The sequence below is a fragment of the Rhizobium cauense genome, assembly GCF_019511525.1.
GTDB lineage: Bacteria > Pseudomonadota > Alphaproteobacteria > Rhizobiales > Rhizobiaceae > Rhizobium > Rhizobium cauense.
In genome coordinates, this window is sequence record NZ_JAEUAT010000015.1 from 38,609 (window position 1) to 64,791 (window position 26,183).

Sequence of the window (26,183 nt, forward strand, 5' to 3'; positions counted from 1 at the left end):
TGAAACAGCAGTCTGAAACCGCTTAGTTGACGGACTTGTCGACCAGCTTGTTCTTGCCGATCCAAGGCATCATGCCGCGAAGCTTCGCGCCGACTTCTTCGATCTGGTGGCTGTCGTTCATGCGACGGATGCCCTTGAAGCGCGAACCGCCAGCCTTGTATTCCTGCATCCAGTCGGACGTGAACTTGCCGGTCTGGATGTCGTGCAGGACGCGCTTCATTTCAGCCTTGGTTTCAGCCGTGATGATGCGCGGGCCGGTGACGTATTCGCCCCACTCTGCCGTGTTCGAGATCGAGTAGTTCATGTTGGCGATACCGCCTTCATAGATCAGGTCGACGATCAGCTTCACTTCGTGCAGGCACTCGAAGTAGGCCATCTCGGGCGCGTAGCCTGCTTCAACCAGCGTTTCAAAGCCGGCGCGGATCAGCTCGACGAGACCGCCGCAGAGAACGACCTGTTCGCCGAAGAGGTCGGTTTCGCACTCTTCGCGGAAGTTGGTTTCGATGATGCCCGAACGGCCGCCGCCAACGCCGCAAGCGTAAGAGAGAGCGAGTTCAAGAGCGTTGCCCGAAGCGTTCTGATGAACGGCAACGAGGCAGGGAACGCCGCCGCCCTTCTGGTATTCGCCGCGAACCGTGTGGCCCGGGCCCTTCGGCGCGATCATGACGACGTCGAGCGAAGCCTTCGGCTCGATGAGGCCGAAGTGAACGTTGAGGCCGTGTGCGAAAGCGATAGCAACGCCGTCACGGATGTTGCCGGCGATTTCGCTCTTGTAGATGTCGGCCTGCAGCTCGTCAGGCGTTGCCATCATGATCAGATCGCCCCACTTGGCGGCGTCGGCAACGGTCATGACCTTGAAGCCGTCGGCTTCTGCCTTCTTGATGGTTGCCGAGCCGGCCTTGAGGGCGATCGCCACGTTGGCATGGCCGCTGTCCTTCAGGTTCAGGGCGTGTGCGCGACCCTGGGAACCGTAGCCGACGATGACGACGTTCTTCGACTTGATGAGGTTGAGATCTGCATCACGATCGTAATAGACGCGCATTTGAATTTCCTTCCCTTTGCTTGTCCTGTGACTTGTAAGAGGCGATCAGCCGACGAGCGGCATCTCCGCCAAAACCTTTTCCGTGCCATAGAGGCGCAGGAAGGCGGAAACCGCCCTCTCCGCCTGACGCGCGGTATCCTTGAGACCCGGCTCGCCGAGCAGCATGCGGACATGCAGATCGGAAACGATCAGGCCATAAAGCGTGTGATATGCCTCGTCGGCATCATGGAAGCGCAGCAGACCAGCGCGCTTGCCTGAATCGATCAGGCCCATGGCACGACGGTCGATCTGGCGGCGACCCCGCTCCAGCAGCAGCTTCCCGAGCTTGGAGCCGTCGCGATGCGACTGGCCGATGGCAAGGCGGTTGAGTGCCAGCGAGACATCTCCCGCGAGAACCTCAAGCAGATCCTTCGAGAAGATGACGAGATGATCGTGCAGGCTGGTCGACGTCAGCCGCTCGCCGTTGCGCTCGAATGTGCGCACCTTGCTCGCCTGGTAGGCGATCATGGCAGACAGCAACCCGTCGCGGTCACCGAACCACTTGTAGAGGCTTTCCTTGGAGCAATTGGCCGCGCGCGCAACGCCTGACGTCGTCAGCGCCTTCTCGCCACCCTCCACGAGCAGCTGCAACGCCTGCTCCAGGACGGCGTTTTGGCGCGGCGAAAACTCGCTGGGCTCCAAATTATCGACGGACACGGCTTCACTCCCGATAAGTACCGTACGGTACGGTTCGCAGGCTTTATGCTTCAAACCCTCGTGCACGTCAAGCAGCACAAAGGGAAAATTTCATGCTGCAGCGCACGGCCTCGAGTACTCCGAGTTCAACCAACTCAAGCCAGCAGGCTCATGCAGCGTCAACCGGTTCTCGCGCCGTCTCGACATCTCGCACGGGTGACAAGCCGTAGACCCGACTGTATTCGCGGCTGAACTGCGACGGACTTTGATAGCCAACCCGGTGCCCGGCAGTGCCGGCGTCAAGACGCTCCACCAGCATCAGGCGGCGGGCCTCGTGCAGCCGCAACTGCTTCTGGTACTGCACGGGCGTCATTGCGGTGATCGACTTGAAATGATGATGGAACGACGAAACGCTCATATTGACCTGCTCGGCGAGATCCTCGATCCGCAGCGGGCGCGCGAAGTTCTGCCGGAGCCAGGCGATCGCCCTCGCAATACGGTTGCCATGACTGTCCGCGACTGCGATGCTGATCAGGCGGCCGCCGTCGGGACCTGTGAGCACGCGATAGAGGATTTCCTGTTCGATCAGTGGCGCCATCGCTGCTATGTCCTTTGGACTATCAAGCAAGCGCAGGAGCCGCACGGTCGCATCCAGAAGCTCCGGCGTCGCAACGTTGACCGCAATGCCGCGGCCCTGCCCCGGCATGAGAGGCCGTGGCATGTCGGCACGGCTCAGCAACTCAAGGACTTTTTCGCTGTTGATGGCAAGCGTTAGACAGAAATGCGGAACCTCCGCACTGGCTTCGACAACACGCCATACGACAGGCAGATCAAGCGAGGTCAGAAGGTAATCGCCGGCGCCGTAATTGATGACATCGGTTCCGAGGCGAAGGCTCTTGGAGCCCTGGATGACAAGGGCGATGCACGGTCGATAGCTACCGTGGCAAGGCGCACTCGGCGAGTGCCGGCGACTGATCCCCAGGCTCTCGATGGCGGTGCGGATTTCACCCTCCTCACCTGCATATCTCGCAGCGATCGAAGCGATTTCCTGATAGGGATTGAACGGCAAGGTCATGCAAGGAAACCCTTCATCTGCGGCGCCGGGGATGCGCACTATCTAGGATAGGTTCGAGCCCCCGAGAATAGCCCACCCCCTCAATTTTGCAGGATTATGCAAAAAGCTCGGAGGATCGCTCTACCGCACGGGAGGTGTTCCGATGCATTTTCGGCCATCCACCCAGCAACCCGAAAGGAAGTCCCAGATGCCTATCGCAAAAGGCTATGCTGCCACCGATGCGTCGAAGCCGCTCACGCCCTTTACCTTCGAGCGTCGCAATCCCAATCCTGATGATGTCGTGATCGATATCAAGTTCGCCGGGATCTGCCATTCGGACATCCACACCGTCCGCAACGAATGGAAGAATGCCGTTTACCCGATCGTGCCGGGCCACGAGATATCAGGCATCGTTTCGGCCGTCGGCTCGGCCGTGACCAAATTCAAGGTCGGCGACCGCGTCGGCGTTGGCTGTTTCGTCGACAGCTGCGTCGGCTGTGCAACCCGCGACCTCGACCGCGAACAATACATGCCCGGCCTGGTCGGCACCTACAACGACTTCGAAGTCGACGGCAAGACGCGCACTCAAGGCGGTTACTCCGACTCGATCGTCGTCAAGGAAGGTTATGTGATGTCCATTCCGGACAACCTTCCGCTCGACGCCTCGGCCCCGCTGCTCTGCGCCGGAATCACGCTCTACTCGCCGCTGCGTCACTGGAATGCCGGCCCGGGCAAGAAGGTCGCAATCGTCGGCATGGGCGGCCTCGGTCACATGGGCGTCAAGCTCGGCGCGGCCATGGGTGCCGACATCACCGTCCTTTCGCAAAGCCTTTCCAAGAAGGAAGACGGCCTCAAGCTCGGCGCCAAGGAATACTATGCGACCAGCGATGAGGAGACGTTCAAGAAGCTTGCCGGTACATTTGACCTGATCATCTGCACGGTCAGCGCCGAGATCGATTGGAACGCCTATCTTGGCCTGCTGAAGGTGGACGGAGCGTTGGTGGTCGTCGGCCTCCCGGAACAAGCGATCCCGGTTCATGCCTTTTCGCTGGTCCCGGGCCGCAAGAGCATTTCCGGCTCGATGATCGGCTCGATCAAGGAAACCCAGGAAATGCTAGACTTCTGCGGCGAGCACAACATCGTCTCCGAGATCGAGAAGATCAACATCCAGCAGGTGAACGAAGCTTACGAACGCGTTCTGAAGAGCGACGTTCGCTATCGCTTCGTCATCGACATCGCCTCGCTGGCAGCCTGACCAACACAAAGGGCGGCGTTGGGCCGCCCTTTTCCTATGCGCGATTGTCGTCGCGCATGGTTTCCTTCTGTGTGATCAGCCGCGCGCTGTGCTGCCCGCTCAGATAGATCCAGAGCCAACTCCAGGCCACCGCAAAACGCGAACGTGTCCCGATCAAGAAGTAGATGTGGGCGATGCCCCATATCCACCAGGCGATCCAGCCTTTCAGCTTGATGCGGCCAAAATCGATGATCGCGGCACTTTGCCCGATCGTCGCAAGACTGCCCTGGTGACGATATCGGAACGGCGGAACCGCCGGTTTTCCCGCAAGACGCGCCCGGATCACCTTCGCGGCATAAGCGCCCTGTTGTTTGGCGGCCGGTGCGATCCCCGGCACGGGAGCGCCTCCCTCCCGCGTGACAGACGCCGTATCGCCGACGACGAAAACATCCGGAAGCCCCGGTGCCGTCAGGTCCTTCTCGACGACGACGCGGCCCGCCCGATCGGCAGGAACATCCAGCCACTTGGCGGCGGGCGATGCCTGGACACCGGCGGCCCAGACGATCGTACGGCTCGGGATGAAGCCTTCGCTCGTCTCTACGCCTTCTGCGGTGCACTCCAGTACGCGCTCGCCGATATGCAGCTCAACGCCGAGTTCCACAAGCGCCTTGCTGGCATAGACCGAGAGCTCTTCGGCAAAGGTCGGAAGCACGCGCGGTCCCGCCTCGACGAGCACCACGCGTGTCTTTCGCGTATCAATATTGCGGAACTCCCTCGGCAGTGTCTTGCGGGCGAGTTCCGCAATGATGCCGGCGAGTTCGACCCCGGTCGGCCCGGCGCCGACGATCGTGAAGGTCAGGAGGGCTTCGCGCAACGCAGGATCGGTCTCGGTTTCCGCCCTCTCGAAGGCGAGCAACACCCGACGGCGGATTGTTGTTGCATCCTCGAGCGTCTTCAAGCCAGGCGCAACCGGCTCCCAGTCGTCCCGTCCAAAATATGCATGTGTTGCCCCGGTCGCGAGGACAAGCGTACCATAACGTAAGGTCATGCCGTTGCGTAAGGTAACTTCCTTTGCGACCGGATCGACGTCAATGACCTCTCCGAGCAAAGTCGTTACGTCCTGGCGGTCGCTGTAGAGATGGCGGATTGGCCAAGCGATCTCGGAGGTCGAAAGGATTGTCGTCGCCACCTGGTAGAGCAAGGGCTGAAAGAGATGATGGTTACGCCGGTCGATCAGGGTAATGCGGACGCCCGCGCCCTTCAGATCGTTGACCAGTTGCAATCCGCCGAAGCCGCCGCCAACAACGACAACATGGTGCTCGCTCATGAACTGCCTTTCCATGCCTGTTTCGCCATATCCAATGTCGTTGATTGCGCGTAGCTTTCAACCACTGTTTGAGCATAGCTCGCCTGCTTCAAACGGTTGCCAAGGCACCGAACCTGGCGGCGTTCTCACTCAGTCGGCATAGGCGACAGGTATGGATGTCCCGCCTTTCAGCAACTCCATCGAAATGGACGCCGACACATCGAAGAGTTCAATCTTCCGAACAATCTGCTTGTAGATCACGTCGTAGTGCTCGACGCGCGGGAGTACGATCTTCAGAATATAGTCGTGATTTCCCGTCAGCCGGTGCGCCTCCACGATCTCAGGAATGCTGCTGATCGCCCGGCGAAACTTCTCGATCCACACGTCAGTATGATGGGCCGTCTTGATAAGCGCGAACACCGTTGTCGGCACGCCCATCTTCTCACGGTCGAGAACGACGATCCGGCGCGCGATATGGCCACTCTCTTCGAGCCGCTGGATGCGCCGAGAACAGGCCGAGACCGATAGTGCGACCCGCTCGGCGAGATACGTCACCGAAATGCCAGCATCGGACTGCAGAAACTCCAGGATTCGTCGGTCGCGCTCATCCAGCATCGGCCCTCACATGCCTTTGTTGATGTATTTTGCACAATATTCCCATTTGGCGCAAAAATACAGCGCAAACGACGAGTTTCAGGCAAGCAGACAATTTGCATGAGAATCGACGCATGATCTCGGCAACAGGAAAATTCAAGACGGGAGGACAGCAATGCAGACAATCGGATTGATCGGCGGGATGAGCTTCGAAAGCTCGGCAGTGTACTATCGCATGATCAACGAAATGGTGCGCAAACGCCTCGGCGGGTTTGCCTCGGCCGACCTCCTCATGCACTCGGTCAATTTCGACGAGATCGTCTCCATGCAGAAGGCCGGAGACTGGGACGCCGCCGCAAACCGACTTGGCGACGTGGCACTGCACCTGCAGATCGCCGGAGCACGCTGCATGCTGATCTGCACCAACACGATGCACCTGATAGCCGATCAGGTCGCCGCGCGGATTTCCGTGCCGCTGATCCACGTCATAGACGAAACCGCGAAATCCCTGAAAGCCGCCGAACGCAAGCGCCCGCTGCTGCTTGCGACACGATACACGATGGAGCACGGCTTCTATGCCGAGCGCATGAAAAGCCTCGGCGTCGACATCGTCGTCCCCGAAGCAGCCGACCGTACCTCCGTCCATGACATCATCTTCAATGAACTCTGCGCCGGAAAGGTGCTCGATGGTTCGCGCAACAAGCTCATGCAGATCATCGAGCGCGAGCGTGCCAAGGGCGCCGACAGCATCATTCTCGGCTGCACGGAGATTTGCCTCATCCTCGACCCTGACCGCTTGCCGCTGCCCGGCTTCGACACGACGGCGATACATGCCCGCGCGGCCGTCGAATTCGCACTTGGTAACGAGCATGGTGAGGAAACGGCTGCAGCTTGAATTTTAGTTGACTCAGTCAATTAAATGCAGGACAGAATCTCTTAACAGGAGATTCTGTCCATGTCCGATTCCGCTTTGATCGACGTCGCCCGCGACTTCAATCGCTTCTACACGAACTTCCTCGGGGTCCTGAACCGGGCTTATCTCGATACCGAGTTCACGCTCACCGACGCGCGCGTTCTGTTCGAGATTGGCTCTCGCAAGGGCGTCAGCGCTGTGGCCCTTGCACGCGACCTGCACCTCGACCCCGCCTACCTCAGTCGCATCCTCAAGCGCTTTCGCGCCGACGGCCTGATCGAGACAAAGGCGGATCCGAGCGATCTGCGCAGCCAGACAATCGTGATCACCGACAGGGGACATGAGCAATTCGAGGAACTTGGAAGGCGATCGAGCGCTCAGATAGCAGAACGTTTCGCCACTCTCGTCGACGGTGAACCGCAAAGCGTGGTGGCGGCAATGACGACCATCCGCTCATTGCTTGATGCGGATGCCACACCTCCTCCATTGGTCATCCGTGCCCACAGGCCAGGAGATATCGGCTGGATCGTCCAAAGTCAGGGCAAGGCCTACACCGAGGAATACGGCTGGGACATGCGCTTCGAGGGCCTCGTGGCTGAGGTCGCGGGAAAGTTCCTGGCAAATTTCGATCCGGCGATGGACTATTGCTGGATTGCCGAGCGTGGCGGCGTAAACATTGGCTCCGTCCTCATTACCAATGGCGGCGACGGCGTCGCGAAGCTTCGCCTGCTCTATGTGGACAAGGCGGCCCGCGGCCTCGGACTCGGCAAGATGCTGGTCGACGAGTGCCTTCGCTTTGCCAGGGCAAAGAAATATCGGCAGATATCGCTCTGGACGAACGATACCCTTCACGCCGCGCGCGCCATCTACGTGAAGGCCGGATTCCGGCTTGTTTCCGAGGAGAGGCACCGGATGTTCGGCCCCGAGGAAAACGGCCAGACCTGGGTGCTCGACCTCTGACTTTGCTGCGTCGCAAAAGTTTCGCTTGATTTGGAAATGATCATTTCCTAATTAGGTCACATGACCGTAGCGACCCACACAGAAGCCACACGCACACGCGGAAGACCGCGTGAGTTCGACCGCGACGCAACGCTAGACAAGGCGTTGGAGGTCTTTTCTGAACGCGGGTACCACGCAGCGTCGATCAGCGAGCTCACCGAAGCGATGGGCCTTGCCTCCGGTAGCGTCTACAAGGCTTTTAAGGACAAGCGCGGTGTTTTCCTCGCAGCCTTCGACCGATATCGGTACGTCCGCCGCGCCCTGCTGGATGCGCGCATGGCGAAAGTCGAAACCGGCCGCGACAAAGTTCGTGAAGTCCTGAACCACTACGCCCTCTCGTCGCATGGAGCCTCCGGTCGGCGCGGCTGCCTCGTCGTCAGCAGCGCCAACGACCTTGCGCTTTTCGATGAGGAGGCTGCCGAACGCGTCGCTGCTGCCTTCGCAGCCAACGAGACCATGATCGCCGATCTCATCCGCCTCGGCCAAACCGACGGCTCGATCTCCAACGAAATTGACGTTGCCTCAACCGCGCGCGCCCTCCTCTGCGTGACCAAGGGAATGCGTGTCGTGGGAAAGACCGGACGCAGCGAGGAAGATATGGCTGCCGTCGCCGAGAATGCAATGAAGCTTCTTGCGTGAGGGGTGCGATCGCCCGTCCTCACGCCACACTTTTTTGATCATCCGATATCCCCCACCGGAGCCAATATGAGTATTTCGACCACCACACGGGAAAGCGTCGCCCCACAGACGATCTCGCCCCTGATGACATTTCTTTTCGCCGCCGCGTGCGGACTCGTTGCCGCCAACCTCTATTACGGACAGCCGCTGGCGGGACCGATCAGTGCATCCCTCGGTCTCACGCCGGCGGCAACCGGCCTGATCGTCACCCTGACACAGATCGGCTACGGTCTCGGTCTTCTTCTGATCGTTCCTCTCGGCGATCTGCTGGAAAACCGCAAGCTTGTGCTAATGCTGATCGTCATCTCTGCGATCGCGCTGGTGGGCGCTGCCCTGTCGTCGACGCCTGCGATGTTTCTTCTGGCGTCTCTCTGCATCGGCCTCGCCTCGGTGGCCGTCCAGGTGCTCGTTCCCTTTGCCGCCCATATGGCGCCCGATGCAAGCCGCGGCCGCGTTGTCGGCAACGTCATGAGCGGGCTGCTCTGTGGCATCATGCTGGCGCGCCCCTTCGCCAGCTTCCTCGCCGAAGCAACCTCCTGGCACATGGTCTATTTTGTCTCGGCCGCGGTGATGATCGCGCTCGTCGTCGTTCTGAGGGCCAATCTGCCGGTACGCGTCCCTCACACCAGACTGAGCTATGGCAAGCTGCTTGCCTCGATGGCGGACCTTGCCCTGCAGTCGCGCGTTCTGCAGCGGCGCGCGCTCTACCAGGCAGGCATGTTCGGCGCCTTCAGCCTGTTCTGGACCACCACGCCCTTGCTGCTCGCAGGTCCTGAATTTGGGCTGACGCAGAATGGCATCGCGCTGTTCGCTCTGGCCGGTGCAGCCGGCGCAATCGCGTCGCCGATCGCCGGACGCCTGGCCGACCGCGGCTTGACGAAAGCCGCGTCGACACTGGCGATGCTGCTTGGAATGTCCGCCTTTCTCATCAGCCACTTCGCGACGGACGGCTCGCTGACGGCGCTCTTGCTACTGACAGCAGCGGCAATCCTGTTGGATTTTGGCGTCACGACCAACCTCGTCTGTGGCCAGCGGGCGATCTATGCGATCAGCGCTGACCATCGCGGCCGCCTGAACGGTCTCTACATGGCCACGTTTTTCGCCGGCGGGGCAATCGGGTCTGCTGTGGGCGGTTGGGCTTACGCCACAGGCGGCTGGACGATGACCGCCTGGATCGGTTTCTGCTTCCCTGCCCTCGCCTTCCTCCTCTTCCTGACGGAAGGCAGAGGCAAGGAACCGGTCTCAGACGTTGGCTGAATCGAACCGGAGCCGGGCGGCGCGAACCGCATCATGGTTTGCTTCCGCCCAGTTCAGCAGCAATGCGAGCGTGCTATAGAGCGAACGACCGAGATCGGTCATGCGATACTCGACGCTCGGCGGCTTGGTCGGGAACACTTCCCGCTCGATATAGCCGTCGCGTTGCAGGTCTCGTAGCGTCTGGGTCAACATTCGCTGGGAAATGTCAGGGATCATCCGCCGCAGTTCCCCGAATCGATACGGGCGCTGCGACAAGGCCTCGAGCATCAGCGTCGACCATTTTCCGCCGATCTGCTGCATCATGTCCCGGACCGGGCAATTGTTGAAATCGAGGCTGCTGAGATCGACTTCCCGACGAATGCCGGCGGCCTTGTTCTTCAGGTTGACGACAGCTCCGCTCATGGTGGTTCCCTTTTGGTAACGTAGAGCGAAAAAACTGCCTTCTTTACAGATGCTAGTCAATTCCTAATCTAGAGCTACTCTCTTTTTGAGACCAGTAGTGAAGCTAAAGGAAGAAGACATGAGCGAGACCATTCTCATCACCGGCGCCGCCGGCCAGCTCGGCCAGCGGGTCATCCACCACCTGCTGGAAACAGAGAAGGTTCCTGCCGCAAACATCATTGCGGCGACACGCGATCCGGCCAAGCTCGCAGACCTCGCGGCCAAGGGTGTCGTTACCCGGAAGGCTGATTTCGACGACGGCGATTCGCTTGCGGCGGCCTTCAACGGCGTCGATCGGCTGCTGGTCATAAGCACCGATGCGCTTGCCGTCCCCGGCCAGCGTCTCAAGCAACACAAGGCAGCCGTGGAAGCAGCGGTCAAGGCGGGAGTGAAGCACATCGCCTACACGTCGATGCCCTCGCCGGACAAGTCGCTGGTGACCTTCGCACCCGACCACCTCGGTACAGAGAATGCCATCAAGGCAGCCGGCGTTCCCTATACGATCATCCGGAATGCCTGGTACATGGACAATTACCTCCACGGTATGCCGCACAATCTCCAGTCCGGAAGCTGGTACACGGCAAGCGGAGAAGGCAAGATCTCCAACATCTCCCGCGAAGACTGCGCGCGAGCGATTGCGGCAGCTCTCGCCTCAGGAACCAAGGAAAGCGCGACCTACACGGTAACGGGCGCCGAAGCCCTGACCGCCGATCAGATCGCTGCAATCGTCGCTGATACGACCGGGAAACCGCTGAAGGCGGTGCAAGTCACCGACGAGCAGCTCGGCCAAGGCATGCGTAGCGCCGGCCTGCCCGATTTTGTCGCAGACATGCTGGTCTCCGCGGACGCCAACATCCGTGCGGGCAACTTTGATCTCGTAACCGCCGATTATGAGAGGCTGACGGGCAGGAAGCCTGAAACGCTGAAGGACTTCTTCGTTTCGCACAAGGCCGCGCTTATCGCTTAAGACAGTCACAGAAGCCCGCTCCGCACCACCGGGGCGGGCTCCCACTATTCCGTCCTCTAGATCTTTTGGCCGCATGCTCGGCAGAACCGCCGGACGGTTTCGGCCATGCCAAATTCCAGCGCGTCGGCCGTCAATCCATGCCCGATGGACACCTCCGCAAGTTTCGGAATGCGCTTTACGAGCGGCGGCAGGTTCGCCACCGTCAGATCGTGTCCAGCATTGACACCCAAGCCGATCGCCAGCGCCGCGTCGGCCGTTTTGCCGAGCGCCTCGAGGATTGGCCCTGCCCGTTCGGGCGCGTCGTAGCATCCGCCGTAAGGACCAGTGTAGAGCTCGATCCGGTCGGCCCCTACCGCCTTGGCGATCTCAACGGCCTCGGCGTCTCCATCACCATCGGCGAAAAGCGACACGCGCGTACCCGTCTTCTTCAGCCGCGCGATAACGTCGGTCAGAAGGGCCCGATGCTTGCGGAAATCCCAGCCGTGATCGGAGGTCGCCTGCGAAGGATCGTCAGGAACCAGCGTGACCTGCTCGGGCGCTGCAGTGGCGCAAAGCTCCAGGAATTCATCGGTGGGGTAGCCCTCGATATTGAATTCGGCATCAGGAAACTCATCGTCGATCAGGTTTCGGATGACGGGCAGATCGGAGAAACGGATGTGTCGCTGATCGGGCCTTGGATGCACGGTCAACCCACTCGCACCGGATTGCAGCGCAATGCGCCCAAGCCCTTCGACACTTGGCCACGGCAGGTCGCGGCGGTTGCGGAGCATCGCGATGGCATTGAGATTGACGGAAAGCGTAGTCGGCATGGCGGGGATTCCACTAAAGCGAAGGATGATCGTTTCTAAGCCAATGAACCTGGATGGGCCAACGAGATTCGTACATGAATGCATGTGAATCTGTGATGACGTGGGCGTCCCATTCGACAGCAGTACGAGTGAAAGTAGATCCGGTTCAGTCGCCACGCTTTAAGCGGCGAGGTGTTTCCACAGGATCGTCTTCTCCGCGAATCACCATCACTTTGCGCAACTTTTGCGACCGGTTGCCCTGCAAATTAAAAGTCACTAATTTTGATACTAACAAAATACGTAATTCCCGAGTAACGTAAGCTCGCAATATCGAAGAGAACTCCGCCAGTTGCTTCGATCACTGGAACAAGAACGCTAAGAGGAAACCCCACTCAGCCGCACCCTTTTGCAATTTGCAGATGCACAATGAGCACGATGGGAGGGACACCATGGTAGAAGGTTACAAGCAGGGGTTCACGTCAGATCTCGCAACACAAGCGCGACCGCGGCACCGGTTCCTCCCCTCAGCAGCCCTGCCCGCAGATTTACCCCACGGAAGAGTGCCCATAGCCGACATGGCCAATGCCTTTGGCGTGACCCATCGAACCCTGCATTTCTATGAGGAAAAAGGGCTGATTTCGGCCAGCCGAATCGGCCTGATGCGTGTCTACGAGCCGAGCGACGTCATGCGCATGGCCGTTATCAATGCCTGCCGCGAGGCCGGGATGGCGGTTGCAGTAATCCAGGATCTTATGAACGATCTCATCGAGGCCGAAACGCAGGAGTCCGCCGAAGCTTTGTTTCGCGATGCACTCGTTACCCGCAAACGCGAACTCAGCGCGGAAATGTCCACATTGCATCGCCAGATGCAGCAGGTGTCCAATCTGCTCGACCACGAGGCGACCGGCGACCAACCGCTCAACGACAATCAAGGCGGATCACTGCTGACTGATCAGGAGTTGCGTTGTCTGGCACTGATGGCAGCAGGGCTTTCCACGCAGCGCATAGCGCGCACCCTGGACCTGCGAAACGACGACGCACAAAGCCTCGAAACCGGCATCATCCAGAAATTCAACGCCAACAACCGCTTTCAGGCCATCGCCAAGGCCGTCATGCTCGGCGTCGTCCAAGTCTGACAGTCGAGCCTAGCGCACAATCGTCAGGGTCTCTGCTGCACGCGTAATCGCGGTGTAGAGCCACCGCTCCCGGGTGTCGCGGAATGCCCAGCTTTCATCAAACAGCACGACGTTGTTCCACTGCGAACCCTGCGCCTTGTGGACCGTCAGCGCATAGCCATAGTCGAACTCGTCGTAACGCTTGCGCGTATTCCAGGGGATTTCACCCTCGACATCCTCGAAAGCCTGCTTCAGCAGTTTGATCTTCGCTGCGCCGCGATCCATGTCGTCGTCTTCAGGCCGGATCAGCAGATTGATACCCGGCTTTGTCGTCTCCTTGGACGATGTCATCACCTGCCAGAGCGAGCCGTTGAGCAAGCCCTTTGCCGGATCGTTGCGCAGGCAGACCAGCTTGTCACCGGTTTGCGGATACTCCGCCGTAAAGCCCTTCAATTCTCGCAGGCGCTGATTATACCGACGGCGCGTTCGATTGGTGCCGACAAGCACCTGATCGGCATCGAGGACCAGCGACTGGTTCACGTCATTCTTTGAGATGACCTGCGCGGTGCCGTAGTTCCCATAGCTGACTTCATTGCCCTCGCGCACCTGCATTGCGAGCTGAATGATCGGATTGTCGCGGGCCTGGCGGTGAATGTCGGTCAGCAGATAGTCCGGTTCCTGATTGGTGAAGAAGCCACCCCCTGAAACCGGAGGCAGCTGCCCCGGATCGCCGAGGACCAGGATCGGAGTTCCGAAGCTCATCAGGTCTCGGCCGAGCGCTTCATCCACCATCGAGCACTCGTCGACCACGATAAGGGCAGCCTTGGCGACCGGGCTCTGCCGGTTGATGGAAAACATCGGCGCGATGGAGGTCTTGCCCGTTTCCTCGTCCTCGACAGCCTCCTCGCCGCGCGGACGATAAATCAGGGAGTGGATCGTCTTCGCATTGCTGGCGCCGCGTGATCGCAACACTTGGGCCGCCTTGCCCGTAAACGCGGCAAATAACACATCCCCGTCGACATGCTCGGCGAAATACCGTGCAAGCGTCGTCTTGCCCGTACCGGCATAGCCGAACAGACGGAAAAGCGGCGACCGCCCTTCCTTCAACCATTTTGAAACGGCCTTCAGGGCTTCATCTTGTTGCGGAGCAAATTGCATCGTGGACCGACTTGGCAGGATTCGCCTGACATAGGCAACCCTGAAAATCCGGACGAACGGGCGATCACAAGGGAATAAAACCGGCGGCCATGGTGTCTCATGTCCGGTAACGCAATCAAGCGTGCCCAACACGTGAGGAGAGAGCCCATGAAATCCGCAAAGATGCTGATCGCATTTGCCATTGCATCCGCCGCCGCAACATCCGCTTTTGCCGCCCCGCCCGTCGAGACCGTCGAGACCGCAAAAGGGAAGGTTCTGGCCGGTGAGAAAGGCATGACCCTCTACACGTTCAAGAAAGACCATAAGGGCATGTCGAATTGCTACGACGATTGCGCCAAGAATTGGCCGCCACTCATGGCCGCTAGCGATGCGAAGCCGGAAGGTGCATATTCGATCGTCGAACGAAAGGACGGCAGCAAGCAGTGGGCGAAGGACGGCATGCCTCTGTATTACTGGGTCAAGGACAAGAAGATGGGCGACATTACCGGTGACGGCGTTGGCGGCAACTGGGATCTCGTCAAGCCATGAGCGTACTGATTTGAAGACACCAGGCCACGACACGTTCGAGGGCCAGATTCTGGCCCTCCTTCCCTCGCTGAGACGTTATTCGCGGAGCCTCACCCGCTCCGATACTGACGGCGAGGATTTGTTGCAGGATTGCGTCGAGAAGGTGTTGGCCCGTCGCGGACAGTGGCGAGGACTGAACCTGCGCGGCTGGGTGTTGACGATCATGACGAACCTCTATCGTAACAGCCGCCGCCAGACGGGTCGCGCGCCGTTCGTGGAACTCGACAGCGCCGAGGACATCGTGTCGGTGGATCCGGTCCCCGATCCACTCGAACACTCGCGGCTGGAGGACGCGCTGAACAGCTTGTCGGAGGAAAATCGCTCGGTGCTGATGCTGGTCGTCATCGAAGGCTATACCTACCAGGAGGTAGCGACCGCGCTCGATATCCCGATCGGGACGGTCATGTCCCGCCTGTCACGCGCGCGCCAGCGGATCGGAGAGCGCATGAAAGCTGACAATGTCATTACGCTTCGGAGACCGAAATGAACGAGACCAACCAGACCGTGACCGAAGCGGATCTCCATGCTTATGCCGACGGGCAGCTTCCCGAGCAGGCACGCGTGCGCGTCGAGGCGTGGCTAAACGACAATCCGGACGATGCCGCCAGAGTGGCGGAATGGACGGCAGGAAATGCCGAGATCCGATCGCTGTTTGCTGCCTACGAAAGGTCCACGGACGCCGACATAGGGCTGGTGACCGGTCGCAGGGACCCCGCAAACTGGTCGAAACGCCTTGCCATAGCGGCTGCGACCATGGCGATTTTCGGTCTCGGCGCGCTGAGCGGTCATTATGGACCGACGCTGCTTGCAAAACCGGATCTGGAGCTGACGGAACTCGAAACACTTCCCAATGAAGCCCGTAACGCCTTCCTCGTCTACGCCGGGGAGGTCCGACACCCTGTGGAGGTCTTTGCCGACGAGGAGGCCCACTTGGCGACCTGGCTCGGCAAGCGGCTTGCCATTCAAAACCTCAGGGTTCCGAACCTGCAGGAGCTCGGCTTCAAGCTGGTCGGCGGCCGCCTGTTGCCCGTCGATGGCAAGCCCGGTGCGATGTTCATGTACGAGGATCAGGCAGGCGAACGCCTGACGGTCCTCGTCGGGCGTAACGCGGACAACAGGTCGACCAGCTTCCGCTTCGCCTCGTCTGGCAATGTCGAGACCTTCTACTGGATCGACGGTGAACTCGGCTACGCCGTGACGGGCGAGGTTTCGCGCGATGTGCTGAGAAAGGTCGCGGAGGAGTGTTACAGGCAGTTTCCGTCCTGAGCTCAGCGCAGCGGATCGTTGGCAAGCTCGATCGGCTTGCCATGCGGTGTCGCTTCGGCCGCCCGCCGCCAGCTTTTCTGAAGGTCGAGGATCATGTCGGCATCAGCGACCCCGTTTTTGACGAGAATTGCCGAAAGCGCAGCAACCCAGCAATCGAAATAGTCACTGCCATCTTCGGCGCGCCCGGGAGCGTGCAACTCGCTGGATAGGGTTTCGGCCCACTCGCCCCAGGTAAAGAGACCGCGTTCGTGCAGATGCACAGTTATGGCAAAGGCTTCCGCAGCCCACGGTTCGGGAAAGACCGGCTCGCCATCGGTCGATCTCGGCAGTTGCGGCGATTGCGCCAGCGGCGAGCGTATCTCACACTGGCTCAAGATAGCTCTCCCATGCATCGATCGACACGCTCAGCGTCGGGTCGGCACCCTCGCCCCAGATCTCGCCTCCATCGAACACGACCGTATAGACCCATTGCGGGTTCTCGCCCTTTCCATGGGCGTTGTCGTCGGGGAAAACGTAGGAGCCCTGGACTGCCTCCACCACGCCGGATTTGGCCCGCGCATAGCGGGGCAGCCGCGTATGTGTCGTCGGACTGAAGTTTATGGTTCGAACCTTGTCGCCGGCAGCGAAGCGAGGCGCCATTGTCACCGGCCGGTCACAAGGGCCACCCTTGGCGAGAACGCCCGCTACCATATCGGCCTTGAGAACCCGCTTCGGCGTTGCGCCATCCATTTGCTTGTGACCGGAGGCGATCTCGTCCGCCATCACGAACCCATGGCGCTGCAGCAGCACCTCGAGCGCCCGTGTCCAGATCTCGTAGTAGCTCGCAGCAAGATATCTCGCCGGTGGAATGTTCTCGCGCGCGTGCCGGCTCTCATCGATATTCCAGGCGCCAAGCGCACCGCCGGACAGCGTCAGTCCAAGCGCCCGCTTCTCCCAATCGGCGTGGAAATAAGGCTCATTCTTCTCCGGTGCCACCGGGCCGAAACCCATCTGGCCGCCAAGGTCGTGCGGACCGTTCATGGCGCAACTCCAGGGGCAGCAGCGAGGCCTGTTCCGATCATCGCGTCGCGACTGACGAGGTCGGCAAGCTGCTCCTCGTTCCACCCTTCGGTGCCTTCCGGCCTCTCTGGAATGACCAGATAGCGCAACTCGGCCGTAGAATCCCAGACACGGATCTTCTTACTCTTCGGCAATGTCACACCGAACTCGGCGAGCACGCCGCGTGGATCGATAACCGCGCGCGAGCGATAGGCCGGCGCCTTGTACCACACAGGCGGCAGGCCCAGTACCGACCAGGGGTAACAGGAGCAAAGAGTACAGACGACGAGATTGTGCGTTTCATCGGAGTTGAACACTGCACGCATGTGCTCGCCCTGGCGACCGGTGTAGCCGAGGCTCGCAATCGCCGCCGTCGCATCGCGCCGCAACCAATCCGCAAACGCCGGATCGCTCCAGGCCCTCGCCACGACATGCGCGCCGTTGCGCGGACCGATCTTGGTTTCATAGGTCTCGACGATCGCGTCGATCGCCACGGGGTCGATCAGCCCCTTCTCCGTCAGGACGGTCTCGAGCGCCCTCACCCGCGCCTGCATGTCGGTATAGCGGTTGTCATGATGGTGATGGTCGTGATGGTGATCGTCGTCGTGCACCAGATATCTCCCTTCGCCAGTCTGCAGCTATCTTTAGGCTCTTGCGCTCGTCTCGCCAAGGCCTCTTGCCGATGCAACTTTTCGGTTAAGTTCGATGCCATGAACATCCTGATTCTTGGCGCAACAGGCTTTATCGGTTCGGCGGTAGCAGCCCGCCTTCTTGCTGACGGGCACAATGTGACCGGCCTCGGCCGTAACCCCTCCCGTGCCCGTCTGAAGTCACCGGATATCAAATGGATAGCAGCCGATTTGTCAAAGATGCTGCACGCGGAAGACTGGCGCGGCCTCATTGAAGATTGTGACGCCGTCGTCAATTGTGCAGGCGCTCTGCAGGACGGTCTTGCCGACGACCTATCGGGGACACAGCACAAGGCGATGCTTGCGCTCTATGCAGCTGCGCGGGACGCGCGGCCCCTGATCGTGCAGATATCTGCGCGGACGAACAACGCCGCCGGCGATCTGCCGTTCCTAGCAACAAAACGCCACGCCGACGAGGCGCTCGCTGCAAGCGGCCTGTCGCATGTCATCCTGCGCCCGGCTCTCGTTCTCGGTCGCAACGCCCATGGTGGTTCGGCCCTGCTGCGGGCGCTTGCCGCCCTGCCTCTCGGCATCCCGTTGGTTCACGCAGCAAGCCCGGTTGCGACAGTTGCGCTTGATGATGTCGCGGCGGCAGTAAGCAGCGCCGTCGCGGGGCATCTCCCGGTGGGTACTGACACCGATCTAGCATCGACCGAGCAATTGACGCTCGCTCAGCTCGTTACACTCCACCGGCAATGGCTGGGTCTGCCAAATTCGGCTGTCGTTCCCCTACCCGCGATCGTCGCCAAGCCGCTCACCTGGCTTGCAGACGCTGCCGGTCGCCTTGGATGGCGGTCACCCTTGCGATCCACTGCCATGACCGTCATGGCGGAAGGCATCCAGCCAACCGCCGGCGCTAACCCAGGCATTGCGGTCGCGTCGGCGCGTGAGACCCTGCGAGTGAACCCGGCCGGGGTGCAGGACCTTTGGTTTGCCAGGCTCTATCTCTTGAAGCCGATGATGATTGGTACTCTGTCGATCTTCTGGCTGCTCTCGGGCTTTCTCCCGCTGTTCGACGTTCAGCGCGCTGCCACGCATTTCCTGCCGCTGCTGCAGGCGGGCCCTGCCGCGTTGCTGACCGTCCTCACCTGCCTGGTCGATATGTTGCTTGGGGCCGCCGTCCTCGTCCGGCCGCTCGCCCACAGGGCTATGCGCGGCATGCTGCTGGTTTCGCTGGGCTATCTTGCCGGTGCGACCATCGTCGAACCCTTGCTGTGGCTCGATCCGCTTGGTCCTTTGGTGAAAGTCCTGCCGTCGCTGCTGTTGACGCTGGCGACCCTCGCAATTCTGGATGAGAGATAATGCTGGAACAGTCACTGCTGCTGGCACACGTAATCGGTGCGACGGTTCTGTTCGGAACTGGCGCGGGCATCGCGTTCTTCATGGTTGTCGCCCACAGGACGCGGGATCCGGAGCTGATCGCTCATGTTGCAGGAACGGTCGTCGTCGCCGACACACTGTTCACCGCGACAGCCGCAATTCTCCAACCGGTGACAGGATACCTGCTGGCGAGACTTATCGGCTGGGAACTGACAGAAGGCTGGATAGCCCTTTCATTGCTTCTCTACGTTTTTACCGGTCTCTTCTGGCTGCCGGTTGTCGGGATCCAAATCCGCATGAGAAACCTCGCGCGCGCCGCCGTAGAAGCGCGCACGGAGCTACCCGCCGACTATTTCCGGCTTTGTCGCATCTGGTTTGCCTTCGGGTTTCCGGCATTCTTTGCAGTTATTGGCATCCTGTGGCTGATGCTCAACAAACCGACGATCACGCTATTTTAGCATCGGCCAAAGACTGAGCACCAACAGCACGGCCATTGTGATGTTGAACCATTTCAATCGTACGGGATCCGACAACCAGTCGCGCAGCGCCGAGCCGAAGCCCGCCCAGGTGGAGACGCTTGGGACGTTGACCAGCGCGAAGGCCAAGCCGACGATCAGGACACTCGCCAGGTAGATGTCGGGGATCGTATAGGTCGCCATCGCCGTCACGGCCATGACCCATGCCTTCGGATTGACCCACTGGAAGGCTGCCGCCGACAAAAACGACATCGGCTCTGCGCCGCTTTTGCCCTCGCCAAGGGTACGCGACGTCGCGATCTTCCACGCGATCCAGGCAAGATAGACGCCGCCAGCGAATTTCAGCGCCGTGTAGAGTACTGGTATTGTGTGCAGCAGCGCGCCCAATCCAAAGCCGACACCGATCAGCAGCGAGAAGAATCCTGCCCCGATGCCCAGCATATGCGGAACGGTACGGCGGAAGCCGAAGTTCACACCGGACGCGAACAGCATCATGTTGTTGGGACCCGGTGTTATCGACGTCGTAAAGGCAAACAGGACGAGTGCCAGAAATGTGTCCAGCGGCATGAGACCTCCCGGAGGGCTCGCGATGCTTGAGCAAGCCCGATTAATTTAGGTCAACATAACTGACCTAAATTCGTCATGCCACGCAATCATTGTCATGGTGACAGGATTGGTCGAAAGATTGCTGACTAGTCTCTTGGAAAACGGAATGAGCACAATGCAGGACGACACCATCCCAATGATCAGCTTTCCCGACGGCGTGAAGGTTCCGGCCCTCGGTCAGGGCACCTGGAACATGGGCGAGAAAACCTCCGAAGCGAAGCGGGAGATCGACAGCCTGCGCGCGGGTCTCGATCTCGGCATGACGCTCATTGATACCGCAGAAATGTATGCCGAGGGCGGAGCGGAAAGGATCGTCGGCGAAGCGATCGAGGGAAGACGGGACGAGGTATTCCTCGTCAGCAAGGTCTATCCCTGGAACGCCAGCCGCAAGGGAACGATCGCCGCCTGCGAACACAGCCTGCTCCGCCTCGGCACCGATCGGATCGACCTCTATTTGCTGCACTGGCGCGGCAACCACCCGCTGTCCGAAACCGTCGACGCATTCGAGGAACTGAAGGCATCGGGCAAGATCGGCGCCTGGGGCGTTTCCAACTTCGACACTGATGACATGGAGGAACTGCTGGGCGTTCCTGCAGGCCGGAATGTCGCTACCAATCAGGTTCTCTACAATCTGTCTCGCCGTGGCGTCGAATACGACTTGCTGCCGTGGTGCCAGCAACACCAGATCCCGGTCATGGCCTATTCGCCGATCGAACAGGGGCGCATCCTGCATCATCCGGAGCTGATCCGCATTGCCAAGGCCTACCAGGCAACGCCAGCCCAGGTGGCTCTTGCCTTCCTGCTAGAGCGTGATGGCGTAATCGTCATCCCGAAGACGTCGAGCGCTATCCGGGCCGCCGAAAACCGCGATGCAGTCTCGCTCGACATTACCGACGGAGATTGGGCAGCACTGGATGCCGCCTTTCCCCCGCCAACCCGAAAAAAGCCGCTGGAGATGCTCTGATCTCCAGCGGCTCCTGAGCGACGATGAGCTGGCGAGCTTCAAGGGCTCGCCGGCAGGCATTGCGGTCAAGCAGCCTTTGTTTCAGGGCCAACCGCGTACACCGGGTAGTCGGTGTAACCCTCCTTGCCTCCGCCGTAGTAGGTCTCCCGGTTCGGCGTCGCCAACGGCAGGTCCCGCTGCAACCGCTCCACCAGGTCGGGATTTGCAATGAACGGCTGACCGAAAGCGGCAAGATCGACGAGGCCGTCCCGCAGGAACTGTTCTGCGCGACGCTTATCGAGCGAACCGGCAAGAATAAGCGTGCCAGAATAGCTCTCGCGGAACTTGCGCAGAAACTCCTTCGAAATGGCCGGGTTGCTGGCTGGTCCCTGGTCCTTCAAATGCACATAGGCAAGGTCGCGTTCAGAAAGCGCAGCCGCAAGGTGCAAATAGGTTTCCTCGATCAGAGAATGATGCGGCATGTCGAACAGCTTGCCGAATGGCGAAAGCCTGATACCGACCTTCTCGGCGCCAATGCGCGCGACCACCGCGTCGACAATCTCAAGCACGAAACGTGTCCGGTCCTCGACGTTTCCGGCGCCGTAACGGTCGGTGCGGTCGTTTATCTCAGGATTGAGAAACTGCTCCAGCAGATAACCGTTTGCACCATGGATCTCGACGCCGTCAAATCCGGCAGCGACGGCATTGGCAGCAGCATTCGCAAAGTCGTCCACGACCCTTGTAACCTCGTCGGTGCCAAGCGGCCGCGGCACGCTCGCTTCGACGAAGCCTGCCACACCGTCCTCGTTGAATGCATAAGCCGTGCTCTTGTCGTCACGCGCCGGTCTGGCACTGGAACTGACGGGCTGGCCACCGCTAGGCTGGAGAGAGGTATGCGACATACGGCCGACATGCCAGATCTGCGCAAAGATCTTTCCGCCCTCCTCGTGCACGGCCTTCGTCACTCCCTGCCAACCGCGAACCTGATCGTCCGACCAGATGCCGGGGATAAAGGCAAAGCCGGTTCCCTCTTGCGAAATCGGCGTCCCCTCGGAGACGATCAGACCGGCACCAGCGCGCTGGCGATAGTAGTGGGCGGTCTGCTGATCGGCGATACCGTCCTGCGCCCTCGCCCGCGTCATCGGAGCCATGACGACACGGTTGCGAAGCTTTTGGCCGCGAAGGTCGTAGGCTTCAAAGAGAGACTTCATGAGCGTTATTCCTTAATTCGGTTGATTATCATCGACGGAACACATATCTCTCCCTCATCCATAAATCCAACAGATGGAAATCATGATGTCGATCGATCACGCTCATATCTTGAAATTCGACCTCAATCTGCTGGTCGCTTTTGATGCCCTCATGAGCGAGCGCAACGTCACGCGCGCCGCGCAGCGCATCGGCACATCGCAATCCGCCTTGAGCCACAATCTCGGGCGGCTGCGAGCGCTTCTGTCGGACGAGCTGTTCGTTCGCTCGGCGCGCGGGATCGAACCGACACCACGGGCGCAGGAACTCGCCGAAACAGTCAGCGGCATCCTGTGCACGATCCAGTCCCGCCTGATCGAGCCGGAACAATTCGACCCCGCAACGGATGAGCGGACATTCACGCTCGGAATGACCGACTATCTCGAAAGCCTGCTGATGCCGCCGCTTCTCGCGTCTGTTCGCGAACAGGCGCCACATGTCGATTTCGTGATACGGTCGCTGGATCAGGATTATCCCGCGGATCTGCTGGACAGTGGCGAGATCGATCTCGCGATCGGCAAGGTGGAGACTGGCAACGAGCTCCACAAACGCCGCAAGCTCTGGTCCGAGCGCTATGTCATCCTCAGCAATCCGGAGACAACCGGCGGTCCCGGCACGATCGATCTCGAGACGTTTCTAGCCACCCCACAGGCCGTGATCGTCAGCAAGGACGGCCGCTGCCGTCTGGTCGACGAAGTGCTGGCTGAGCGCGGATTGAAACGGCGCGCAGCAGTGACGACGCCGCACCTCTTCACGCTGCCGATCCTTGTTCGGGATACGCATGTGCTTGCCGCCGTACCGGCAAGTTTCGCACGGGCCTGGGCGCCGGTGTTCGGCCTCGCCGTCAGCCCTGGGCCAGTGGACATCCCGCCCTATGACATCTCACTTGGATGGCACACCTCGTCCGACCGCAACGCCGGTCACGTCTGGTTACGCCAACAGATTTTGGCGGCACTAGAGCCCGTGCGCGCCAAGGTCTTAGAGGCGAATGCTGGATCCGACATCGCCTTGATCGCCGCCGAATAGGATCACCATCGGAACGAACGAAGTGCCGGATACCACGCTGTCCGGCACATCTGTTTTCTTACATGCCCTGCTGGCCGCGGTTCATCGCGGCGATACCGGTGCGGCAGACCTCGATCAGGCCAAGCGGCTTCATGATCGAGACGAACTGGTCGATCTTCGAAGACTTGCCGGTGATCTCGAGAATGAAGTGATCAACCGTTGCGTCAACGACCTTCGCGTGGAAGGCGTCGGCAAGCCGCAGCGTCTCGGCCCGAGTCTCGCCCGTGCCGACGACCTTGACGAGAGCCACTTCGCGCTCGATCGGGCGCTCCTGGCCGAGTTCTCGGGCACGAACCGTCAGGTCAACCACCCGGTGGACAGGAACGATACGCTCGAGCTGCGCCTTGATCTGCTCGAGAACGTGCGGCGTGCCGCGCGTCACGATGGTAATGCGCGACAGATGCGCCTGATGCTCGGTTTCGGAGACGGTCAGGCTCTCGATGTTGTAGCCTCGGCCTGAGAACAGACCGATGACGCGGGCAAGGACGCCCGGTTCGTTGTCGACGAGGACCGAAAGCGTGTGGCTTTCGACCGCCGCCGTCTCCGGCGAAATGAAGTAGGCAGAGCCCGTCGGCTGTAGGTGTGCATTCATGATCTTGGGTTCCTCTACCTTATATCAAACGAGCTGACGGCCCTTGGCGTCGATCGCATTGGCGACCGCCTCGTCCGTGGCTTCATCCGGCAGCAGCATCTCGTTGTGCGCCTTGCCCGACGGGATCATCGGGAAGCAGTTGGCGAGATTGGCGACGCGGCAATCGAAGATCACAGGCTTCTTGACATCGATCATCTCCTGGATAGTCGCATCAAGATCGGCAGGCTTTTCGCAGCGCAGACCAACGGCGCCGTAGGCTTCCGCCAGCTTGACGAAGTCAGGCATCGCTTCCGTGTAGGAGTTCGACAGGCGGTTTCCATGCAGCAGCTGCTGCCACTGGCGCACCATGCCCATGTACTGGTTGTTCATGATGAAGATCTTGATCGGCGCTTCATACTGGATTGCCGCCGACATTTCCTGGATGCACATCTGGATCGAGGCATCGCCGGCGATGTCGATGACGAGGCTTTCCGGATGCGCGATCTGGACGCCGAGCGCGGCCGGCAGGCCGTAACCCATGGTGCCGAGGCCACCCGACGTCATCCAGCGGTTCGGCTTCTCGAAGCCGTAGAACTGGGCTGCCCACATCTGGTGCTGGCCGACTTCCGTCGTGATGTAGGTGTCGCGGTCCTTGGTCAGCGCGTAGAGACGCTCCAGCGCGTATTGCGGCATGATGACGTCGTTGCTGTGCGTGTAGGCAAACGAATTGCGCGCACGCCAGCGAGCGATATCGGACCACCATTCCGCGATCTGGCTCTTCTCCGGCTTCTTCGGCAGGGCACGCCACAGGCGAACCATGTCTTCCAGAACGCTGCCGACATCGCCACGAACAGGAACGTCGACGCGGACATTCTTGTTGATCGAGGATGGATCGATATCGATGTGGATCTTCTTCGAGTTGGGCGAAAACGCGTTGAGGCGACCGGTAATACGGTCGTCGAAGCGCGCGCCGATGCAGACCATGACGTCGCAATCATGCATCGCCATGTTGGCCTCGTAGGAACCGTGCATGCCGAGCATCTTCAGCCAGTTCTTGCCGGATGCCGGATAGGCGCCGAGGCCCATCAGCGTCGAGGTGATCGGGAAGTCCGTCAGCTCGACCAGTTCGCGAAGCAGCTTGGAAGCTTCCGGACCGGAGTTAACAACGCCGCCGCCGGAATAGATGATCGGGCGACGCGCCTTCGACATCAGCTCGATCGCCGCATGGATCTGGTTGAGATCGCCCTGAACCTTCGGCTGGTAGCTCTTCTGGATCGCGTGTGTTGCCGGCGGCGTATAGGTGCCGGTGGCGAACTGAACGTCCTTCGGAATATCGACGAGAACGGGACCCGGGCGGCCCGACTGCGCGATGCGGAAGGCTTCGTGAATGATCGCCGCCAGATCGTTGACGTCCTTGACCAGCCAGTTGTGCTTGGTGCAGGGCCGCGTGATACCAACCGTATCGGCCTCCTGGAAAGCGTCGGAGCCGATCAGCGAGGTCGGAACCTGGCCGCTCAGGCAGACGAGCGGAACGGAGTCCATCAGGGCATCCTGCAGCGGCGTCACGGCATTGGTGGCACCAGGACCAGACGTGACGAGCATGACACCGACCTTGCCGGTGGAACGGGCATAGCCTTCGGCCGCGTGGCCGGCACCCTGCTCATGGCGAACGAGGATGTGCTTGATCTCGTCCTGCTGGAAGATCTCGTCATAGATCGGAAGCACGGCACCACCCGGATAGCCGAACAGGTGTTCGACACCATTGTCCTTGAGCGCGCGGATAACGATTTCCGCGCCTGTCATCCTGTTATCGTCCGTCTTGTTGTCCGTGCCCGTCATGTTTCTTTTCCGTTTTGACTGCTGGGATTTGAGTTCTGTAGCAAGGAAGCCCGAATTTTGGGCATAAAAAAAGGCCCCTGAGGGAGCCTGTCATCTAGCGCATGGGTGGCTATCGCCGGATGGTTACACCATCCTGCCCATGCGCCTTCCCACCACGATAAGAGCTACTGCGATTTTCATGGGGCGAAGTGATAGACAGAAAATTTCGCATCGTCAACGCTTGCAGCAATAAAAAATCGAGCGGCATCAGACAGCCCGAGCCTGCGCGGGAATGCTGCGTCTGTCGCAAAAGACTTTCTTAAACGTTCGCTCATATCCTTCTTTGCTACTGCAG

Annotated in this window: 29 protein-coding genes; 14 read left to right on the forward strand and 15 right to left on the reverse strand. The window is 60.2% G+C overall.

The window, feature by feature from the left end; all coding sequences use genetic code 11:
• Positions 1–22: 22 nt before the first annotated feature.
• From ilvC to JNB88_RS23815, 3 genes are all read right to left on the reverse strand, one after another.
• Positions 23–1,042 (reverse strand): ketol-acid reductoisomerase, encoded by a 1,020-nt coding sequence (gene ilvC, locus JNB88_RS23805; protein WP_037128972.1) that lies wholly within the window; start codon positions 1,040–1,042, stop codon positions 23–25.
• Positions 1,043–1,087: 45 nt separating this feature from the next.
• Positions 1,088–1,753, reverse strand: a complete 666-nt coding sequence (locus JNB88_RS23810) for a TetR/AcrR family transcriptional regulator C-terminal domain-containing protein (protein ID WP_220357664.1) — start codon at positions 1,751–1,753, stop codon at positions 1,088–1,090.
• Positions 1,754–1,886: 133 nt separating this feature from the next.
• Entirely contained in the window at positions 1,887–2,792 is a 906-nt protein-coding gene (locus JNB88_RS23815) for an AraC family transcriptional regulator (protein WP_220357574.1), read from the reverse strand.
• Between the two features lie 187 nt (positions 2,793–2,979).
• On the opposite strand from JNB88_RS23815, the gene JNB88_RS23820 reads away from it, so the two are divergent.
• A complete protein-coding gene (locus tag JNB88_RS23820; RefSeq protein WP_220357575.1) occupies positions 2,980–4,026 on the forward strand; it encodes an NAD(P)-dependent alcohol dehydrogenase in 1,047 nt (348 codons plus the stop codon).
• A gap of 34 nt (positions 4,027–4,060) precedes the next feature.
• On the opposite strand, the gene JNB88_RS23825 is transcribed toward JNB88_RS23820, so the two are convergent.
• Together JNB88_RS23825 and JNB88_RS23830 are read right to left on the reverse strand one after the other, a co-directional pair.
• On the reverse strand, positions 4,061–5,332 hold the full coding sequence (locus JNB88_RS23825) for an NAD(P)/FAD-dependent oxidoreductase (RefSeq protein WP_037128979.1): 1,272 nt from the start codon (positions 5,330–5,332) through the stop codon (positions 4,061–4,063).
• A gap of 129 nt (positions 5,333–5,461) precedes the next feature.
• The gene (locus JNB88_RS23830; RefSeq protein WP_037128981.1) at positions 5,462–5,926 is read right to left on the reverse strand and encodes an Lrp/AsnC family transcriptional regulator; all 465 of its coding nucleotides are present in this window, start codon (positions 5,924–5,926) and stop codon (positions 5,462–5,464) included.
• Positions 5,927–6,080: 154 nt separating this feature from the next.
• Here JNB88_RS23830 and JNB88_RS23835 point away from each other — a divergent pair, with 154 nt between their 5' ends.
• The 4 genes from JNB88_RS23835 to JNB88_RS23850 all read left to right on the forward strand — a co-directional run bounded on the left by JNB88_RS23835 (position 6,081) and on the right by JNB88_RS23850 (position 9,752).
• On the forward strand, positions 6,081–6,800 hold the full coding sequence (locus JNB88_RS23835; protein ID WP_220357576.1) for an aspartate/glutamate racemase family protein: 720 nt from the start codon (positions 6,081–6,083) through the stop codon (positions 6,798–6,800).
• Positions 6,801–6,860: 60 nt separating this feature from the next.
• Complete coding sequence (locus JNB88_RS23840) at positions 6,861–7,778, forward strand: bifunctional helix-turn-helix transcriptional regulator/GNAT family N-acetyltransferase (RefSeq protein ID WP_220357577.1); 918 nt, start codon at positions 6,861–6,863, stop codon at positions 7,776–7,778.
• Between the two features lie 60 nt (positions 7,779–7,838).
• The gene (locus JNB88_RS23845; RefSeq protein WP_220357578.1) at positions 7,839–8,456 is read left to right on the forward strand and encodes a TetR/AcrR family transcriptional regulator; all 618 of its coding nucleotides are present in this window, start codon (positions 7,839–7,841) and stop codon (positions 8,454–8,456) included.
• A gap of 66 nt (positions 8,457–8,522) precedes the next feature.
• Entirely contained in the window at positions 8,523–9,752 is a 1,230-nt protein-coding gene (locus tag JNB88_RS23850; RefSeq protein ID WP_220357579.1) for an MFS transporter, read from the forward strand.
• Here the strand turns inward: JNB88_RS23850 and JNB88_RS23855 are convergent.
• A complete protein-coding gene (locus tag JNB88_RS23855; RefSeq protein WP_037128993.1) occupies positions 9,738–10,154 on the reverse strand; it encodes a winged helix-turn-helix transcriptional regulator in 417 nt (138 codons plus the stop codon). The two genes, JNB88_RS23850 and JNB88_RS23855, sit on opposite strands and share 15 nt — an antisense overlap.
• A gap of 118 nt (positions 10,155–10,272) precedes the next feature.
• Here JNB88_RS23855 and JNB88_RS23860 point away from each other — a divergent pair, with 118 nt between their 5' ends.
• Entirely contained in the window at positions 10,273–11,160 is an 888-nt protein-coding gene (locus tag JNB88_RS23860; RefSeq protein WP_220357580.1) for an SDR family oxidoreductase, read from the forward strand.
• 56 nt (positions 11,161–11,216) lie between these two features.
• On the opposite strand, the gene JNB88_RS23865 is transcribed toward JNB88_RS23860, so the two are convergent.
• The gene (locus tag JNB88_RS23865; RefSeq protein WP_220357581.1) at positions 11,217–11,969 is read right to left on the reverse strand and encodes a pyridoxine 5'-phosphate synthase; all 753 of its coding nucleotides are present in this window, start codon (positions 11,967–11,969) and stop codon (positions 11,217–11,219) included.
• Between the two features lie 428 nt (positions 11,970–12,397).
• Between JNB88_RS23865 and JNB88_RS23870 the strand changes: the two genes are divergently transcribed.
• Entirely contained in the window at positions 12,398–13,084 is a 687-nt protein-coding gene (locus JNB88_RS23870) for a MerR family transcriptional regulator (RefSeq protein WP_220357582.1), read from the forward strand.
• A gap of 9 nt (positions 13,085–13,093) precedes the next feature.
• Here JNB88_RS23870 and JNB88_RS23875 read toward each other — a convergent pair whose 3' ends face one another.
• Positions 13,094–14,221, reverse strand: coding sequence for an ATP-dependent DNA helicase (locus JNB88_RS23875; protein WP_037129000.1), 1,128 nt, complete (start codon positions 14,219–14,221; stop codon positions 13,094–13,096).
• A gap of 147 nt (positions 14,222–14,368) precedes the next feature.
• Here JNB88_RS23875 and JNB88_RS23880 point away from each other — a divergent pair, with 147 nt between their 5' ends.
• The 3 genes from JNB88_RS23880 to JNB88_RS23890 are packed head-to-tail and all read left to right on the forward strand — an operon-like array spanning position 14,369 to position 16,054.
• Positions 14,369–14,749: a COG4315 family predicted lipoprotein gene (locus JNB88_RS23880; RefSeq protein ID WP_220357583.1), complete on the forward strand. Its 381-nt coding sequence runs from the start codon at positions 14,369–14,371 to the stop codon at positions 14,747–14,749.
• 10 nt (positions 14,750–14,759) lie between these two features.
• The gene (locus JNB88_RS23885; RefSeq protein ID WP_220357584.1) at positions 14,760–15,275 is read left to right on the forward strand and encodes an RNA polymerase sigma factor; all 516 of its coding nucleotides are present in this window, start codon (positions 14,760–14,762) and stop codon (positions 15,273–15,275) included.
• Positions 15,272–16,054 carry an anti-sigma factor family protein gene (locus JNB88_RS23890; RefSeq protein WP_220357585.1) on the forward strand — a complete coding sequence of 261 codons (783 nt, stop codon included), beginning with the start codon at positions 15,272–15,274 and terminating at the stop codon, positions 16,052–16,054. Before JNB88_RS23885 ends, JNB88_RS23890 begins: the two co-directional genes overlap by 4 nt.
• A gap of 2 nt (positions 16,055–16,056) precedes the next feature.
• Here JNB88_RS23890 and JNB88_RS23895 read toward each other — a convergent pair whose 3' ends face one another.
• The 3 genes from JNB88_RS23895 to nthA are packed head-to-tail and all read right to left on the reverse strand — an operon-like array spanning position 16,057 to position 17,703.
• Entirely contained in the window at positions 16,057–16,428 is a 372-nt protein-coding gene (locus tag JNB88_RS23895) for a nitrile hydratase accessory protein (protein ID WP_220357586.1), read from the reverse strand.
• Positions 16,415–17,074 carry a nitrile hydratase subunit beta gene (gene nthB / locus JNB88_RS23900; RefSeq protein WP_220357587.1) on the reverse strand — a complete coding sequence of 220 codons (660 nt, stop codon included), beginning with the start codon at positions 17,072–17,074 and terminating at the stop codon, positions 16,415–16,417. Before nthB ends, JNB88_RS23895 begins: the two co-directional genes overlap by 14 nt.
• Positions 17,071–17,703, reverse strand: coding sequence for a nitrile hydratase subunit alpha (gene nthA, locus JNB88_RS23905; RefSeq protein ID WP_220357588.1), 633 nt, complete (start codon positions 17,701–17,703; stop codon positions 17,071–17,073). The genes nthB and nthA overlap by 4 nt, the downstream gene beginning before the upstream one ends.
• A 99-nt stretch (positions 17,704–17,802) precedes the next feature.
• Between nthA and JNB88_RS23910 the strand changes: the two genes are divergently transcribed.
• Together JNB88_RS23910 and JNB88_RS23915 are read left to right on the forward strand one after the other, a co-directional pair.
• Positions 17,803–19,083, forward strand: a complete 1,281-nt coding sequence (locus JNB88_RS23910) for an SDR family oxidoreductase (RefSeq protein ID WP_220357589.1) — start codon at positions 17,803–17,805, stop codon at positions 19,081–19,083.
• Positions 19,083–19,559: a DUF2269 family protein gene (locus tag JNB88_RS23915; RefSeq protein ID WP_220357590.1), complete on the forward strand. Its 477-nt coding sequence runs from the start codon at positions 19,083–19,085 to the stop codon at positions 19,557–19,559. Before JNB88_RS23910 ends, JNB88_RS23915 begins: the two co-directional genes overlap by 1 nt.
• Here JNB88_RS23915 and JNB88_RS23920 read toward each other — a convergent pair.
• Positions 19,551–20,144: a LysE family translocator gene (locus JNB88_RS23920; protein WP_220357591.1), complete on the reverse strand. Its 594-nt coding sequence runs from the start codon at positions 20,142–20,144 to the stop codon at positions 19,551–19,553. The two genes, JNB88_RS23915 and JNB88_RS23920, sit on opposite strands and share 9 nt — an antisense overlap.
• Positions 20,145–20,298: 154 nt before the next feature.
• On the opposite strand from JNB88_RS23920, the gene JNB88_RS23925 reads away from it, so the two are divergent.
• Positions 20,299–21,147 (forward strand): aldo/keto reductase, encoded by an 849-nt coding sequence (locus JNB88_RS23925; RefSeq protein ID WP_220357665.1) that lies wholly within the window; start codon positions 20,299–20,301, stop codon positions 21,145–21,147.
• A gap of 65 nt (positions 21,148–21,212) precedes the next feature.
• Here JNB88_RS23925 and JNB88_RS23930 read toward each other — a convergent pair whose 3' ends face one another.
• Positions 21,213–22,337 carry an alkene reductase gene (locus tag JNB88_RS23930; RefSeq protein WP_220357592.1) on the reverse strand — a complete coding sequence of 375 codons (1,125 nt, stop codon included), beginning with the start codon at positions 22,335–22,337 and terminating at the stop codon, positions 21,213–21,215.
• 85 nt (positions 22,338–22,422) lie between these two features.
• Between JNB88_RS23930 and JNB88_RS23935 the strand changes: the two genes are divergently transcribed.
• Positions 22,423–23,400, forward strand: a complete 978-nt coding sequence (locus JNB88_RS23935) for a LysR family transcriptional regulator (RefSeq protein ID WP_220357593.1) — start codon at positions 22,423–22,425, stop codon at positions 23,398–23,400.
• Between the two features lie 58 nt (positions 23,401–23,458).
• Here the strand turns inward: JNB88_RS23935 and ilvN are convergent, their stop codons facing one another.
• Positions 23,459–24,031: an acetolactate synthase small subunit gene (gene ilvN / locus JNB88_RS23940; RefSeq protein ID WP_037129025.1), complete on the reverse strand. Its 573-nt coding sequence runs from the start codon at positions 24,029–24,031 to the stop codon at positions 23,459–23,461.
• A 24-nt stretch (positions 24,032–24,055) separates the two neighbouring features.
• On the reverse strand, positions 24,056–25,849 hold the full coding sequence (locus JNB88_RS23945) for an acetolactate synthase 3 large subunit (protein ID WP_220357594.1): 1,794 nt from the start codon (positions 25,847–25,849) through the stop codon (positions 24,056–24,058).
• Positions 25,850–26,183: the final 334 nt, after the last annotated feature.

What these genes read in the sequence shown, in the direction of transcription:
- ilvC (WP_037128972.1), bottom strand. Translation starts at nt 1,042, where the DNA reads ATGCGCGTCTATTACGATCGTGATGCAGATCTCAACCTCATCAAGTCG.
- JNB88_RS23815 (WP_220357574.1), bottom strand. Translation starts at nt 2,792, where the DNA reads ATGACCTTGCCGTTCAATCCCTATCAGGAAATCGCTTCGATCGCTGCG.
- JNB88_RS23820 (WP_220357575.1), top strand. Translation starts at nt 2,980, where the DNA reads ATGCCTATCGCAAAAGGCTATGCTGCCACCGATGCGTCGAAGCCGCTC.
- JNB88_RS23825 (WP_037128979.1), bottom strand. Translation starts at nt 5,332, where the DNA reads ATGAGCGAGCACCATGTTGTCGTTGTTGGCGGCGGCTTCGGCGGATTG.
- JNB88_RS23830 (WP_037128981.1), bottom strand. Translation starts at nt 5,926, where the DNA reads ATGCTGGATGAGCGCGACCGACGAATCCTGGAGTTTCTGCAGTCCGAT.
- JNB88_RS23835 (WP_220357576.1), top strand. Translation starts at nt 6,081, where the DNA reads ATGCAGACAATCGGATTGATCGGCGGGATGAGCTTCGAAAGCTCGGCA.
- JNB88_RS23840 (WP_220357577.1), top strand. Translation starts at nt 6,861, where the DNA reads ATGTCCGATTCCGCTTTGATCGACGTCGCCCGCGACTTCAATCGCTTC.
- JNB88_RS23845 (WP_220357578.1), top strand. Translation starts at nt 7,839, where the DNA reads ATGACCGTAGCGACCCACACAGAAGCCACACGCACACGCGGAAGACCG.
- JNB88_RS23850 (WP_220357579.1), top strand. Translation starts at nt 8,523, where the DNA reads ATGAGTATTTCGACCACCACACGGGAAAGCGTCGCCCCACAGACGATC.
- JNB88_RS23855 (WP_037128993.1), bottom strand. Translation starts at nt 10,154, where the DNA reads ATGAGCGGAGCTGTCGTCAACCTGAAGAACAAGGCCGCCGGCATTCGT.
- JNB88_RS23860 (WP_220357580.1), top strand. Translation starts at nt 10,273, where the DNA reads ATGAGCGAGACCATTCTCATCACCGGCGCCGCCGGCCAGCTCGGCCAG.
- JNB88_RS23865 (WP_220357581.1), bottom strand. Translation starts at nt 11,969, where the DNA reads ATGCCGACTACGCTTTCCGTCAATCTCAATGCCATCGCGATGCTCCGC.
- JNB88_RS23870 (WP_220357582.1), top strand. Translation starts at nt 12,398, where the DNA reads ATGGTAGAAGGTTACAAGCAGGGGTTCACGTCAGATCTCGCAACACAA.
- JNB88_RS23875 (WP_037129000.1), bottom strand. Translation starts at nt 14,221, where the DNA reads ATGCAATTTGCTCCGCAACAAGATGAAGCCCTGAAGGCCGTTTCAAAA.
- JNB88_RS23880 (WP_220357583.1), top strand. Translation starts at nt 14,369, where the DNA reads ATGAAATCCGCAAAGATGCTGATCGCATTTGCCATTGCATCCGCCGCC.
- JNB88_RS23890 (WP_220357585.1), top strand. Translation starts at nt 15,272, where the DNA reads ATGAACGAGACCAACCAGACCGTGACCGAAGCGGATCTCCATGCTTAT.
- nthB (WP_220357587.1), bottom strand. Translation starts at nt 17,074, where the DNA reads ATGAACGGTCCGCACGACCTTGGCGGCCAGATGGGTTTCGGCCCGGTG.
- JNB88_RS23910 (WP_220357589.1), top strand. Translation starts at nt 17,803, where the DNA reads ATGAACATCCTGATTCTTGGCGCAACAGGCTTTATCGGTTCGGCGGTA.
- JNB88_RS23915 (WP_220357590.1), top strand. Translation starts at nt 19,083, where the DNA reads ATGCTGGAACAGTCACTGCTGCTGGCACACGTAATCGGTGCGACGGTT.
- JNB88_RS23920 (WP_220357591.1), bottom strand. Translation starts at nt 20,144, where the DNA reads ATGCCGCTGGACACATTTCTGGCACTCGTCCTGTTTGCCTTTACGACG.
- JNB88_RS23925 (WP_220357665.1), top strand. Translation starts at nt 20,299, where the DNA reads ATGCAGGACGACACCATCCCAATGATCAGCTTTCCCGACGGCGTGAAG.
- JNB88_RS23930 (WP_220357592.1), bottom strand. Translation starts at nt 22,337, where the DNA reads ATGAAGTCTCTCTTTGAAGCCTACGACCTTCGCGGCCAAAAGCTTCGC.
- JNB88_RS23935 (WP_220357593.1), top strand. Translation starts at nt 22,423, where the DNA reads ATGTCGATCGATCACGCTCATATCTTGAAATTCGACCTCAATCTGCTG.
- ilvN (WP_037129025.1), bottom strand. Translation starts at nt 24,031, where the DNA reads ATGAATGCACACCTACAGCCGACGGGCTCTGCCTACTTCATTTCGCCG.
- JNB88_RS23945 (WP_220357594.1), bottom strand. Translation starts at nt 25,849, where the DNA reads ATGACGGGCACGGACAACAAGACGGACGATAACAGGATGACAGGCGCG.